General features: G+C 37.8%; 13 protein-coding genes and 1 pseudogene. 12 read left to right on the top strand and 2 right to left on the bottom strand.

Annotation, left to right across the window (positions count from 1 at the left end):
• The first annotated feature begins 407 nt into the window (after positions 1–407).
• From mltG to NRIC_RS01250, 9 genes are all read left to right on the top strand, one after another.
• Positions 408–1865, top strand: a complete 1458-nt coding sequence (gene mltG, locus NRIC_RS01290; RefSeq protein ID WP_146620890.1) for an endolytic transglycosylase MltG — start codon at positions 408–410, stop codon at positions 1863–1865.
• 100 nt (positions 1866–1965) lie between these two features.
• Positions 1966–2439, top strand: coding sequence for a transcription elongation factor GreA (greA, locus tag NRIC_RS01285; RefSeq protein WP_146620878.1), 474 nt, complete (start codon positions 1966–1968; stop codon positions 2437–2439).
• Between the two features lie 1712 nt (positions 2440–4151).
• Positions 4152–5201 carry an acyltransferase family protein gene (locus tag NRIC_RS01280; RefSeq protein ID WP_146620877.1) on the top strand — a complete coding sequence of 350 codons (1050 nt, stop codon included), beginning with the start codon at positions 4152–4154 and terminating at the stop codon, positions 5199–5201.
• Between the two features lie 80 nt (positions 5202–5281).
• Entirely contained in the window at positions 5282–6001 is a 720-nt protein-coding gene (gene liaF, locus NRIC_RS01275) for a cell wall-active antibiotics response protein LiaF (protein ID WP_146620876.1), read from the top strand.
• The gene (locus NRIC_RS01270) at positions 5998–7083 is read left to right on the top strand and encodes a sensor histidine kinase (RefSeq protein WP_146620875.1); all 1086 of its coding nucleotides are present in this window, start codon (positions 5998–6000) and stop codon (positions 7081–7083) included. The genes liaF and NRIC_RS01270 overlap by 4 nt, the downstream gene beginning before the upstream one ends.
• Complete coding sequence (locus NRIC_RS01265; protein ID WP_146620889.1) at positions 7058–7690, top strand: response regulator transcription factor; 633 nt, start codon at positions 7058–7060, stop codon at positions 7688–7690. The genes NRIC_RS01270 and NRIC_RS01265 overlap by 26 nt, the downstream gene beginning before the upstream one ends.
• Positions 7691–7796: 106 nt before the next feature.
• The gene (locus NRIC_RS01260; protein ID WP_146620874.1) at positions 7797–8462 is read left to right on the top strand and encodes a potassium channel family protein; all 666 of its coding nucleotides are present in this window, start codon (positions 7797–7799) and stop codon (positions 8460–8462) included.
• Positions 8463–8474: 12 nt separating this feature from the next.
• Positions 8475–8768 (top strand): HesB/YadR/YfhF family protein, encoded by a 294-nt coding sequence (locus NRIC_RS01255; protein ID WP_146620873.1) that lies wholly within the window; start codon positions 8475–8477, stop codon positions 8766–8768.
• Positions 8769–8778: 10 nt separating this feature from the next.
• On the top strand, positions 8779–9714 hold the full coding sequence (locus NRIC_RS01250; RefSeq protein WP_146620872.1) for a glycosyltransferase family 2 protein: 936 nt from the start codon (positions 8779–8781) through the stop codon (positions 9712–9714).
• A gap of 26 nt (positions 9715–9740) precedes the next feature.
• On the opposite strand, the pseudogene NRIC_RS01245 reads toward NRIC_RS01250, so the two are convergent.
• A pseudogene (locus NRIC_RS01245) lies at positions 9741–10686 on the bottom strand (phosphoglycerate dehydrogenase).
• 67 nt (positions 10687–10753) lie between these two features.
• Positions 10754–11569, bottom strand: a complete 816-nt coding sequence (locus NRIC_RS01240) for a DUF1189 domain-containing protein (RefSeq protein ID WP_146620871.1) — start codon at positions 11567–11569, stop codon at positions 10754–10756.
• Between the two features lie 156 nt (positions 11570–11725).
• Between NRIC_RS01240 and NRIC_RS01235 the strand changes: the two genes are divergently transcribed.
• The 3 genes from NRIC_RS01235 to NRIC_RS01225 all read left to right on the top strand — a co-directional run bounded on the left by NRIC_RS01235 (position 11726) and on the right by NRIC_RS01225 (position 14286).
• Positions 11726–12175 (top strand): GtrA family protein, encoded by a 450-nt coding sequence (locus NRIC_RS01235; protein ID WP_146620870.1) that lies wholly within the window; start codon positions 11726–11728, stop codon positions 12173–12175.
• 91 nt (positions 12176–12266) lie between these two features.
• Positions 12267–12875 carry a superoxide dismutase gene (locus NRIC_RS01230; RefSeq protein WP_146620869.1) on the top strand — a complete coding sequence of 203 codons (609 nt, stop codon included), beginning with the start codon at positions 12267–12269 and terminating at the stop codon, positions 12873–12875.
• Between the two features lie 226 nt (positions 12876–13101).
• Positions 13102–14286 carry an LCP family glycopolymer transferase gene (locus NRIC_RS01225; RefSeq protein WP_146620868.1) on the top strand — a complete coding sequence of 395 codons (1185 nt, stop codon included), beginning with the start codon at positions 13102–13104 and terminating at the stop codon, positions 14284–14286.
• The last annotated feature ends 34 nt before the right edge of the window (positions 14287–14320 follow it).

Below are 14320 nucleotides of genomic sequence, written 5' to 3'. Positions count from 1 at the left end.
TTGGGTAGCTCTTTTCCTTACACTTTTTTTCATAGTACTCTCCTTTTTTTGTTACTTAGCAAACTGAGAAAATTTTTAAGAAATACGAAAACAATTAACCTCGTTACTTTCTGAATGTACGAAAACGCAAAAAAATTGCTGAAATAACACCAACTTGGTTTGACAATAAAATTATAGCATACATAATCATTTTTTTACCTGAACATAGTAAAACGATATTGATGCTTTGAGTGTTTACAAGAAAAAGCAAAATAGATTTATAATTTTTTAACGAAACAATGAATTTCATTTCCCTCCTCATCGTTTTCATGTATAATGAACAAAGTTATGACATGAGATAAGGGGGAATTTTTTTGTCTGACGTACATAACACGCAGTCAGGAGAAGGTTCTTTTAAAGAGCAGATTATGCGTGCTTTGGAAGAGAATCGAAAAAACCGTGATTCGGGACTGAGTGATGCGGAATCAACGCCAGTACAAAGGCCTTATGCTCCTACGGAAGACACGCTTCAAAAGAAATCAGTCAAACGATTATCAAGCGACAAATCTACTATTTCAACGCTGAACGAAGAAAAAAGAAATTCTAAGCGGATTGAAGAAAAAGCAAATAAACAAGCTGCAGAAGAACAAAGTATCCCCGCCAAGAAGCAGAGAGAGACTACAGAAGAAGTGTCGCTCCTTGCCAAAATCGGGAATAAATTAGAAGAGATAAAACTCTTTGATCAAGAAGAGTATGAAGAAGAATTAAGTGAGGAGAGCAATTTGAAGCGAGCTGAACGCAGAAGAGAGGATCGGGTTGTACGCAAGATCGTGTACATTTTAACGATCGCCATCTTGATTGTGGCCGGAGTGTTGGCCATATCAGGATATAACTATGTAAGTGCTGGACTCAAGCCTTTGGATAAAAACGATGAAAAGTTAGTACAGGTCGAAATTCCAAGCGGGTCCTCCAATCGGCAAATCGGAGAAATTCTAGAAGACCAAGATGTGATTCGGAATGGATTGGTGTTCAATTTTTACACGAAGTTCAAGAATTTAACGAATTTTCAAGCGGGGTATTATCAATTTTCCGCTAATATGACTTTGGACAGCATCAGCAAGGAATTACAGCAAGGCGGAAGTGATGTGCCATTAGACGACGCCTCGAAGATCACAGTACCTGAAGGATATGATGTAGAACAGATTGCTTCACTGATTGCTAAGAAAACTGATTTTAGCAAAAAAGACTTTCTCGATTTAATGAAGGATGAGGAGTTCTTTAATCAGTTGAAGGGACAATATCCAGACTTACTAACTGACGCTGGAAATGCTGAAGGTGTTCGTTATCGTTTAGAGGGTTATTTGTATCCAGCAACTTATAATATTTTGAAGAGCAGAGATTTAAAAGACCTAGTTACTCAAATGGTTGATGCAACGAGTCAAACTCTTTCTCCTTATTATACGCAGATCAAGGAAAAGGGCCTAACCGTCCAAGAGGTAATGACTTTGGCTTCTTTAGTTGAAAAAGAAGGGGTCACTACTGAAGATCGTAAGAAGATTGCCCAAGTGTTCTTCAATAGAATTGATGCGAAAATGCCGTTGCAATCAGATATTTCAATTCTTTATGCACTGGGTGAACATAAAGAGTTTGTATATAATAAAGATACAGAAGTCGACTCACCGTACAATTTGTATACAAATACTGGATACGGTCCTGGACCTTTCGACAATCCAAGCCAAGAAGCGATCCAAGCAGTGTTGGAGCCAACACCGAATGATTATTATTATTTTGTGGCGGATATTAAAACTGGAAAAGTTTATTATGCAGAAACATACGATGAACATTTGGAGTTAGTTGACAGGTATGTTCAAAATCCGAATGAATAAAAATTGCGGTTTACAACCGAGCAACAAAATGGTAATCTTTTGTAGATAAAATCTGCGAAAGATTACCTTTCGTAGTTTATAGAATGAAGGAGTAAGAATTATGGTAGAAAAAGTTTATCCAATGACACTTGAAGGAAAAGAGAAATTAGAACAAGAATTAGAAGAGTTGAAGACTGTAAAACGTGGAGAAATCATCGAACGAATCAAAATTGCACGGAGCTTTGGAGACCTGTCTGAAAACTCAGAATACGAGTCTGCGAAGGATGAGCAGGCATTTGTTGAGGGACGAATCAGTACACTAGAAAATATGATCCGTTTTGCTCAAATCATTGAGAATGACAACATCAATTCAGATGAAATCTCCATTGGCAAAACGGTTACCTTTATCGAACAGCCGGATGGGGATGAGGAAGCGTACACGATCGTTGGTAAAGCGGAGGCGGATCCTTTTTCAGGTAAAATTTCTAATGATTCTCCAATCGCTCAAGCAATGATTGGCAAAAAGGTTGGTGACGTTATCAGTATTTCAACTCCTGGTGGAGACATGCAGGTGAAGATCGTCAAGGTAAATTAAAGCAAAAGTGGCACGAGGTAGCTGCTTCGCTTTTCAAGAAAACAAGAGCAATTGGAAACTAAGGGTTAAGAAGACTGCTGTTACGGTCTTCTTGACCCTTTTATCTTTTTGAGCATGATCGCATTCTCATAAATTAAAACATGCAAAAGAAGCAATAAAACAAGTTTTTGATAATTATTAGTATTTATTGAACCCATTGTTATTCCTTTTTTCTTCCGATATAATTACAGGGATAAGAGATGTTTTTTTAATTTAGCTGCGTATTCTAAAACGAATAAACTCTCAATAATAAGCTATATTGGTTATAATTGGTTTTATAATGAGAAGAGCGTTTCAAATACTTCGCAAAGAGGATTGAGTTCAGAGACAGACATTCTATTCTACTAAATGCATTACGGCTTCTTTACAAAGAACAGTTAGATGAGTTTATAAAGTATTATTTTAAAAGATATTATATATTATGGTATTTACTTTTTTCAGGAAAGCAGGCAACCCGAAAACAATTTGTTTCTGAGCACAGGCGCATAAAGAGATGGATCAATGAAAATAATCTGGACAGCAAATTAAACCCATTTTCTTATAAGTTGTCTGGTGAGAATTACAAAAGTCGTATGATTGTTTTTATTTTTCGATGCATAGAAAAAGCGCATGCAGTGGGTCTATTTGCATTTGTGTATTGTTCCAAGTAATAAAAGATAAACGTTAGTGGCACGATTGACTAAAACTGCTTAACAAGAAAAGGCTGATTATATGAACTCAAGAGATTTTTTTCGAACAAATTCTTTATTGCATTTTCAAGTCTTTGTATGTTTTAGGCAGCTTTCACCCAGGATAGGAGTAATTTTTCGCTATTTAGAGACAAATATTTATACAAAACAGTGATTACAATAAATCTAATCTGTTTGCTATCTTCTTTGGCAATCTATGTTTTCCTGAAATGTGCTTTAAAAAGGCGATAAATCAAGGAGCCATCAAATCAATTTACCTACTTTTTGTTAATCGAATAAATACTTTTTTTGTGGGAGCCGTTTTGTTGTTTGTAAATTTCGTTGAATTTCATCATTTGGTTGACGATACAAGGATTGTGCTGAACAATTAAGTTTTTTCGCAATACAGGTGTCTCTTCCTATTTCAGTGGCTTACACAGACATTCTTTCTCTTATTTATGTTGCAAGGCCCTTTTTATTTATGACTATTTATTTAAAAAGCAAGATAGTCAGAATTGGTGTGAATACACATCGTTCATTCTTGCTATTAGCTTAAGCATTTTTGGATATTCAAGCAAGGCCACTAATTTGATATTACTAATCGCAATTGCCGTTTTTTTGTGTATCACGATTAAGAGAAAAATGAGATCGATAGGATTTTCACCGTTCATAATTTTGATGATAGGGAATCTCGGTTGGAAACAGATCATTAGCAGTCAGATACTTTTTCCAAATTCAAACTATGGGCAACCAAATACACATTATTTAATGATGGGCTTAAATAATACACCAATTCCGGATACTCTTTCTAAAGACCAAAAATATACTCTGGAGATTTGAAATCTTCATTTGAAATTCTTCTAAGGACAGAACAAAAAGAAAAAGTGCAGCAGCTATTTGGAGGCAAAGGAACCGGATTGTTTCCTCATGCGATAATGGATGGTCATCCAGTACATTATTTATTCTTGGTGAAATAGTAATTGTTTTAAAAGGGAGATCTATAAAATGATGGGAACCAAAAAAAATTTGAACATCGAATTAATTCGAATTATAGCGATGATGATGATTGTGTATCATCATTTTTTCGCTCATAGCAAGTGGGTATTTTCTAATGAAGGATCAGTCAAAGAAATACTTATTCAACTTGTAGGATCATTTGGGAAAATCGGTGTGATTCTTTTTATTTTAATAACGGGATATTTTTATACGAAGCAGCATTTTTCTTTGAAAAAGATCATTCTTTTAGGGAATTATGGGAGATTTTATTCTTTTTTGTCTATATTGATAGTTGTAATATTCAGCAATATCACTATAGATAAAAGAAATATTTTAGAAGCGCTTTTTCCAATTGAGTTTCAATTATATTGGTTTTTGACCGCTTATGCTATTTTGTATTTTTTTCAACCGTTTATAAAAGAGGCATTGATGAAGTTTGAACCAAAACAAATGCTACGTTACACATCGTTCTTTATTTTAGCTGCTTATACTTCAACTATTTTAGGTGGCTTATTTAAATTTGAGGTCAATTACTATGTGCCAAATGTTATCCTGTTTTTTTTGATCTTTGTATTTTCTGGACATTTAATTCGAATATATCAGAAAGATATTCTAGGAAAATACTTCATGTTTGTCATTTTTTGCTTTACAATTTCTTTTTGTCTTATTCTATTGCGTCCATTCATTTTGATGCATTTTTCTAGCATAGATTTTCCTAATTTCTTTTTGATTGGAACGGAAAGTATGAATGCGTTAATTTTTGGTATCAGCCTTTTTTTGATCGTGCTGAAAATTCCTGTTCAAAATAATAGAATTTGTAGGTACTCATCTCAAATGATCGATATCTATCTCATTCATGACAATCGATTAATGAGACAATTTATCTGGATATACTTATTTAAAAATCGGGAGTTAATCGACAATGTTTTCTTTTACTTTATGATAATAATTGAACCGCTTTTAGTATTTCTAGTGTGTTTGCTTTTATCCTATTCGAGAATATACGTTTTCAAAAAAATTCGATTTTTTCATGAGAAAAGTGTGAAGTATATCCAATAGTTTCTTTCCTACTAAAGTCCGATAGTATTATGAAAGAAAAACAAGTAGAATAAGGTATAAACTTGTTAGGGGGAAGATCTGTGAGAAATCCTTGGCGTTTTTTTCTCATTATAGAAGCTTTATTAGCACTGTTTTTGCTATGGCAAGTTTCATCCAACCCACCAGTATTGATTATGGTGGTGTTCGGTAGTTTAAATATTTATTTTGGCCTACGAAAGCAGCGTCGTCGCAAATTCCAATTGATCTTAGGGCTATTAATCGTGGGGATTTGTTTGGTCAATAGTCCAGCGACTTGGTTGATGCTGATTTTTGCTGTATTGTTCATTGGGTTGAAAGGATTTGAGATTTCCGGCGTTTCGGTCTCTGGTGCATTTAGCAATAAGAAAAACATGGTTATAGTAGAAACTTCTGAGCCAACAGAGCATCGAGGGGAATGTCGGAAACAAACATGGATCGGCAATGAACGGATCGGCAGTCAAGTCTTTGAGTGGGATGATATCAATCTGAATGTTTTGGCAGGAGATACAATTGTGGATCTAGGAAACACTTTGCTGCCAAAGGAAGATAGTATTGTGATCGTCCGCAAGGGGTTTGGGCGGACTAGAGTGTTGATTCCTTATGGCATTGGTGTGGTGCTGGAACATGCGACTATTTTTGGAACGGTTCGATTTGACGGAGAGGAAATCGCCTTAAAAAATGAGTCTGTGAAATTGTATAGTGAAGATTATGATGACAGTCCGCGGCGGTTGAAATTAGTCACTAATTCATTCTTAGGGGATGTTGAGGTGATTCGTGTATGATTGGGAGATTTTCTCGTAGACACATTGCGTTTTATTCTGGACTTACGACTTTCTTGTTGTTAATTACAACCCTTTTTTTATATATGTATGCTATTGGGAAAAAGAATTTGGGAGCGCAGCTTTTTTCTGCTAAAATCTTTTACATCCCTATTTTCTTTCATTTATTGATGATTGCTCTCACTGTAAGCATAGTGATTTACTTTATTGTGACCTTTATTCAAAAGCGACAATTTGGTAAACTTGAAGAGAAATTGCGCAGCTTGGCTTCTGGGGATTATGATCATCCTTATTTGGACTCCGTTCATACAAACGATAACGATCTATTGAATATGGATCACGATGTTAAAAAAATTCAACAAAAGCTGGTCAGTATGTCTAGAGAGCTGCAGCAACTAAGCAGCCAACCGCAAATGATCGACGGGACATCTAAGGAAAAGATATTGGAAGAGGAAAGGCATCGTCTGGCTCGAGAGCTGCATGATTCGGTATCTCAGCAATTGTTCGCGGCTATGATGATGATGTCAGCGCTGAACGAGCAATCTCAGCATTCGGAAGATCTGCAGCCTTACAAGAAACAACTCGGTATGGTGGCAGATATCATCAATGCTGCTCAATCTGAAATGAGGGCTTTGCTATTGCATCTGCGACCTGTCAGTCTCGAAGGAAAAAGTTTGCGACAGGGGATCGAACAGTTGTTAAAGGAACTTCAAACCAAGATCCAAATTCAATTGAAGTGGAATGTTGAAGATATCAAAGTTTCCTCCTCTATAGAAGATCAATTGTTCCGGGTCATTCAGGAACTGCTTTCCAATACTTTGAGACATGCCAAGGCGAAAGAATTAGAAGTCTATTTGAAAATTGTAGGTCAAAGTATTAGCCTAAGAGTGATTGATGATGGGGTCGGCTTTGAAGCCAATGATGAACATGCTGGAAGCTATGGGTTAAGAAATATTAGAGAGCGAATTGCCGGTGTGGGTGGTTCAACAAAAATAATTAGTTTTAAAGGACAAGGGACAAGTGTAGAGATCAAAGTTCCTTTAGTGAAGGAGGCAAATGATGATACGAGTGTTGTTAGTGGATGATCATGAAATGGTACGATTAGGGGTCTCCTCTTATTTATCCATTCAGGGAGACATTGATGTAGTCGGTGAAGCAGAAAACGGACAAGAAGGCTATGACAAGGCCATGGAGCTGCGGCCAGATGTCATTTTGATGGATCTGGTGATGGAAGTGATGGATGGCATCGAGTCTACTAAGAAAATTCTGAAGGACTGGCCAGAAGCAAAGATTTTGATTGTCACCAGCTTTATCGATGATGAAAAGGTTTATCCAGCAATTGAAGCTGGGGCCTCAGGTTATCTGCTTAAAACATCCACAGCACATGAAATCGCAAATGCTATTCGAGCGACCTATCAAGGGGAGCGAGTATTGGAGCCTGAAGTCACTACGAAGATGATGGAGCAATTGTCGAATCGCAATCGACACATTCTGCATGAAGAACTCACTAATCGTGAAAAAGAGATTCTGCTTTTGATTGCGGAAGGGATGAGCAATCAAGAAATTGCGGATGAATTATTTATCACCTTGAAAACAGTGAAAACACACGTCTCAAATATTTTAGCAAAATTGGAGGTAGAAGATCGAACACAAGCTGCGATTTATGCCTTTAAACACGGACTGATAAAATAGAGAATTTCTCTGTTTTATTAGTCCGCTCTTTGTTATACTTGACTATGATTAGATTCAGTCAGCTAAATAATTCTTATAGAACCTGGATGAATAAAGGAGAAGAAGCATGAAACAAAGTTTTGTAATCGTCGGGCTCGGTCGTTTTGGTGGCAGTATTTGTCGGACTCTAGTAGAATCAGGTCAAGAGGTGCTAGCCATTGACAGCAGTGAAGATCGGGTAAATGAGTATATGAACATCGCAACTCATGCTGTTGTAGCAAATGCACAGGATGAAATGACCCTTCGTTCCTTAGGAATTCGCAACTTTGACCATGTCATTATCGCAATTGGCGAAGATATTCAAGCAAGTATTCTTGTGACATTGATGGTCAAAGAAATGGGTGTGCCGAACATCTTAGCCAAGGCGCAAAACGAATACCATGCACGCGTGTTGGAGAAGATTGGCGCAGACCGCGTCGTGCATCCGGAACGAGATATGGGGTATCGAATCGCTCATAACTTGGTTTCGCGGAATATCCTGGACTATTTGGAACTTTCAGACGAATTTTCTTTGGCCGAAGTTATTGTGACTAACAAGAAGTTTTATGGAAAAACACTGCAGGAATTAGATTTTCGTCAGCGTTTCGGGTTAAATGTCGTTGCGATTCGACGTGGCAATCAAGAACCGATTGTGGCACCTCAAGCAGAAGAGATCGTCCAGCAAAATGACCACCTTGTTGTCATTGGAAGAGATGAGGACGTTGATTATCTGGACGAAAAGATGAATCGATAGGAGCCTGATAGAATGGAACTAACAATCACACCCGCAGCGCGGGAATGGTTTGCACAAGAGTTTGAGTTGTCTCCAGGACAAGGGATACGGTTTTATGGGAAGGTTTACGGAAGTACTCAGGTTCACGATGGTTTTTCAGTCGGGATGGCTGTCGATGAACCGGAGAAACCGTTAGCAAGAATCGAGAAGGATGGATTGCTTTTTTTTGTTGAAGAATCCGATGAATGGTTTTTTAAACGGTATGACTTGATCGTCGATCTTGATGAGGAATTGGAAGAACCAATGTACGAATTTAAAGAAGTATAGGAGAATCAACGTGTTATCAATTATTATACCTTGTTTTAATGAAGAAGAAGCCATTCCTCTATTTTTTGAGGAAGTTGAAAAAACCAAAAGGCTGATTCGACATGATCTGGAATATCTCTTTGTCGATGACGGGTCGAAAGATCAAACATTGACGGTTATTAGAGACCTGGCACAACGTTATCCTGATCGAGTCCGTTATATTTCTTTTTCTCGAAATTTTGGCAAAGAAGCTGCCTTGTTCGCGGGCTTGCAAACGGCAACTGGGGATTTAATCACAGTGATGGATGTTGATTTGCAGGATCCTCCAGAGCTCTTACCAAAAATGATTGGAATGATCGAAAGTTCAGATATTGACTGCGTGGGTACCAGACGTGCAGATCGTACAGGGGAACCACCGATCCGCAGCTTTTTTGCGAGAATGTTCTATCAGTTGATTAATAAAATCAGTGATACAGAAATGGTTGATGGTGCAAGAGATTTCCGTCTTATGACTCGCCAAATGGTTGATGCAGTTTTAGAATTGACTGAATACAACCGATTTTCAAAAGGCTTGTTCAGTTGGGTCGGGTTTAAAACAGAATACCTTTCCTATGAAAATCGAGAGCGAACTGTCGGAGAAACATCTTGGTCTTTCTGGAAATTATTCAACTATTCGATTGATGGAATCATCAATTTTTCGGATGCACCTCTGAATATTGCCTCTTTTGTGGGCGCTTTGTCTTGTCTAGGGTCGGGAATTGCATTGATTTTTATTATCTTACGGGCGATGTTTTTTGGAGATCCGACTTCAGGGTGGCCTTCAATGGTATCTATCCTGCTGTTTATTGGTGGGTTGCAGCTGCTTTCATTGGGAATTATCGGCAAGTACATTGGAAAAATATTTTTAGAGACAAAAAAAAGACCCATTTACATTGTTAAAGAAACAGAAAAACAAGAGGAGAGATAGCTAACAACTATCCTCGCTCTTGTTTTTTAGTATCCTCGAGTTAAAGTAACTTGGTTCTCTGTCAATGTTTGATCAGCCGCAAATTGTTTAAGATTTTTCAGAAAAATCGACATGAACTTTCGTTGGAAATCGACGGTTAGTCCAGAAATATGTGGTGTGAGCAGTACGTTGCTCATTTTCCATAAAGGATGATCTTGTGGAAGAGGCTCGTCTTCAAAGACATCCAATGCTGCAAAAGCCAAATGGCTTTCTGTCAGAGCCTGAACCAACTCTTTCGTATGAACGGTGTCTCCTCTTCCGACATTTACAAACATGGAATCGGATTTCATCTGTGCAAATACAGTACTATTAAAAATATGGAACGTATCGGCGGTTCCAGGGAGAATTCCAACAACAATGTCCATGCTTGCTACGATTTTCGGTAAGTTTTATAGAGTAGGTTTCAATGAAGCCGGGAACAACGCGGCCGGTGGTGTTGATACCATAAACGTTTACTCCTAAACTTTTGATCGATTTAGCCAATTGTTTTCCGATATGCCCGGTTCCGACGATGAGCATATTTTTGCCTGAAAGTTGATTATAATGGATATTTTCCGTAGACCATTGACCATTTAGTTGATTTTCTTTGGCTTGTAAAAGGCCGCGAGAATAGGCCAATAAAACACCAATCACATGTTCACTGATGGAAAGCGAATGAATACCGCTGCCGTTTGAAAGCAAGATGTTCCGTTCAGCGAAGGTTTTAAGGGGTAAATAATCAACACCAGCTGACACGGCCTGAACCCATTTTAAATCTGCCTCTTGCAAAAGTGACTCTTCATTTTGTTTGTTCCAGCCCACCGAGACATGAACATGTTTTACATCCTGCTTATCAAGAGAGGTCTTTACTGAGTAGTCTGGTGTAAGTGATTGGATTTGTTTCATAAACTCTTCCCGAAAAGAGCGTTGTAAAAAAATAATTGGTTTTGTCATCTTTTTCACCTCGTTGGTATTGTATCAAATCGTCTATAAAAAAACTGCTTGCAGGATCTGCAAACAGTTATTGTCCTGGTAATTTCATTTGCGGGAAAGAATTTGCGACTTGAGAATAGATAAAGACACTCGCTAATGTGATCAGTAAACTAAAGTCAAAAGAAGTACTGAAAAACATGATCAGAGTGGATATCAATACGGGGATCGTCCCGCAAAAAATCATAGTCTTAAAACTCTCGAAGAAAGTGATTTGACGTAAGCGCAAACGAGCAAAAATGTGTCCAATGATCGCGGCAAAAAAGAAAGTTACAACCAGATTGATCATAGTAGGATACAAGGCTGCCAGCAGCATGATGATCGGTGCCCAGAAAGGCAATTGTAGATCTTCCAGTTCTTCACGCAAGGTTGAGCCGGTCAGGCCCTTCAATGGTTCTGAATCATATGGGAACTCAAGGACATTATCTCCGAACATAGAGGTGCTTACGCCGCCAAAATCCGGCAATGCCAATACCGCCTTTGATTTTAATAAGCCGACACTGAAAAAATTTCCGATTAGGTCATTGGCAATATCGTGTTCTGAACGCTTTCCTTCAGGGTCAAAGGTCCAAATGATGGAATTGGTTTGATAGATGAACCCTTCGGATTGGCGGCTAGTTTCTATTTCACCGTTGACGATCTGGAAGTCTGGAATACGCTCCGCAATTTTTTGACTGTCGTTCCTGATTTCATTCATCACTTCCATTGTTTGATAAACCGTTGGCAGTGAAAAAACAATACTTAACAAAATCAAATAGATGATGGCTTTCCAAAAAGGCGCGTCTTTTGCATGTTTAAGAGTTGAAAAGCGGAACATTGCTCCTTGGATTAATTGACGAAAGGTCATTTGATCGCTCCATTCTATACTCTTGTCATTTTAGCGAACTCCCTTTGAAATAACAACCCAATGAGAAAAAAAGATAAAAGATTTTAATGAAAGAATTGACTAGAGAGTCAGAGTTCGGTAATGTACTTGAAGGAATAGATCGGAAAAGGTGAAAAAATGAAACGTTATTTGAAATTCGTCGATTATTTAAAAGAGAAAAACCTTTGGGAGATTTTTGTTTATCTTTTTTTTGGAGGATTAACCACTGTTGTAAATATAGTAGTCTTTGCCTTGTTTCATGAAGGCTTGAAGTGGGGCTGGCCAACGTCAAATGCTATTTCTTGGGTCGCTTCTGTGCTTTTTGCCTTCGTAACGAATAAAATTTGGGTTTTTCATTCTAAAACTGAAACGTTCGGGGAATTATTGATAGAGTTCAGCAAATTTTTAGTTGCACGAATCGTTTCCTTTGGATTGGATATGGGCAGCATGTACGTATTGATTGATTTGCTTACTATTGGCAATTTTATTGCCAAACTAATTACTCAGGTGCTGGTCGTTGTGGCAAATTATGTGTTCAGCAAGGTGTTTATTTTCAAAAAAGTACGGGTCCATGAAGAAAAAGAATGATATTTCTAACTTATCGTAAGCAAATTTTTTGAAGCGGTTTGATGATTTTGATATACTTAAATTGTAAGAAAAATTTAGGAGGTAACACAAGATGGCTTATACTTTACCAGAACTACCTTATGCTTATGATGCACTGGAACCTTACATCGATGAAGAAACTATGCACCTGCATCATGAAAAGCATCACAACACTTATGTAACGAATTTGAATGCAGCGATTGAAAAATATCCTGAATTAGGAGAACAATCAATCGAAGAATTAATGATCAACTTAAATGAAGTTCCTGAAGATATCCGTACAGCAGTAAGAAACAACGGTGGTGGACATGCAAACCATAGTTTCTTCTGGAAAATCATGGCACCAAACGCAGGTGGACAACCAACTGGTGCAATCAAAGAAGCGATCGACGAAGCCTTTGGAGATTTTGAAAAATTAAAAGAAGAATTCAAAACTGCTGCGACTGGACGTTTTGGTTCTGGCTGGGCATGGCTGGTCGTTAACAATGGCAAGCTGGAAGTAATGTCTACGGCAAATCAGGATTCTCCATTAACAGATGGAAAAACACCTGTTTTAGGGTTAGATGTTTGGGAACACGCCTATTACTTGAAATATCGCAATGTACGTCCGGATTATGTTTCTGCTTTCTGGGATGTCGTTAATTGGGATCAAGTAAACAAAAATTTTGAAGCAGCAAAATAAACGAACTAAGATGTTCCTGAGGGGGCATCTTTTTTTATGCCAAGAGAAGAGCCTCATTTCAATCAGAAATGAGGTCCTGATTCGTTAAAAGGTATCTAGATTTTTGCTGTAAAATACTTATTTACTTAAAATTTTTTAACGGATGTTGTCAGTTTCTTGGAAAATCATTGAAACCCATCAGATAGTGTGAGAAAATAAACCGTAAAAAAATTAACCGAGGTGTGCCATGAGTCGTTGGAAGAAAGTCATCGTAGCTGTTTTAATTTTATTGAATTTTGTTGTTGGCGGAGCAACCATTTATGCTGTACAGGTCACGAAAGATGCAAGTGACATGGTAGCAAGTATTCGTCAAACTGTGAAAAGGACTAGTTCGATCCGCGATGGGGATGCGCCGAATATAGACAATGCAGAGCCTTTTTCCATTTTACTTTTAGGGGTGGATACAGGGGATCTTGGACGGGATGATCAAGGTCGATCAGACAGTATGATGGTCGTCACTGTCAATCCAAAACAAAAAAAATCAACAATCGTTAGTTTAGATCGCGATATTTTGACGAAAATCGTCGGATACGATACCAATGACAAATTAAATCACGCTTATGCATTTGGCGGCGTTGAAATGGCTATGGATACGATCGAGAATCTTTTAGATATTCCAATCGATCATTATGTAACGATTAACATGCGCGGCTTAAAGGATTTGATCGATGCTGTTGGTGGGATTGAAGTCAACAATAAATATGATTTTGAATTAGACGGTGTTGAGTTATCTAAAGGAAAACACAAATTAGACGGTGAAACGGGCCTTGCCTATGCTCGCATGCGATACCAAGACCCGACAGGAGATATTGGACGTCAAAAGCGTCAACGTGAGGTAGTCACCAAGATTTTGAAAAAGGCGATGTCAATCAACGGTATCGGCAACTATCGTAAGATCTTGAAGGCTGTTCAAAAAAACATGAAAACGGATCTCTCTTGGGATGACATGTTGGATATTGGAACGAATTATATTCCAGCATTCGATTCGATTCAACAAAAACAGTTGGCAGGACAAAGCCAATTGATCAATGAAATCTATTATCAAATTTTGGGAACTAATGAATTACTGGACATACAAAATATCTTGAAGAAGCAGTTGGAATATCCAACGAAAGAAAAGTTACCAAACTTGAAGGATGATCCGTATGGTGAATTATTCTACGATGATTCAGATGGACGTGCAACGGACGATTTGAGCCAATATGCACCTGGTTATGACAATGCGAATAATTACGACGAGCAAGGTTCTTATCAAGGCAGCTCGACGCAGCAAACGGATGACTATACGTATTCTAATGATTCCTCTGATCCGGATTATAATTATGATCCGGGCATCTATCAAGAACAACCTGCAACAGGCTATGGCTATTAAATAAAAAAATGAGCGGCTCAAATGAGGAAAATCA

Source organism: Enterococcus florum, from assembly GCF_004309355.1.
Taxonomy (GTDB): domain Bacteria; phylum Bacillota; class Bacilli; order Lactobacillales; family Enterococcaceae; genus Enterococcus_A; species Enterococcus_A florum.
Note: the sequence above shows the minus strand (reverse complement) of the source record. Positions and strands in the feature narration are given on the sequence as shown.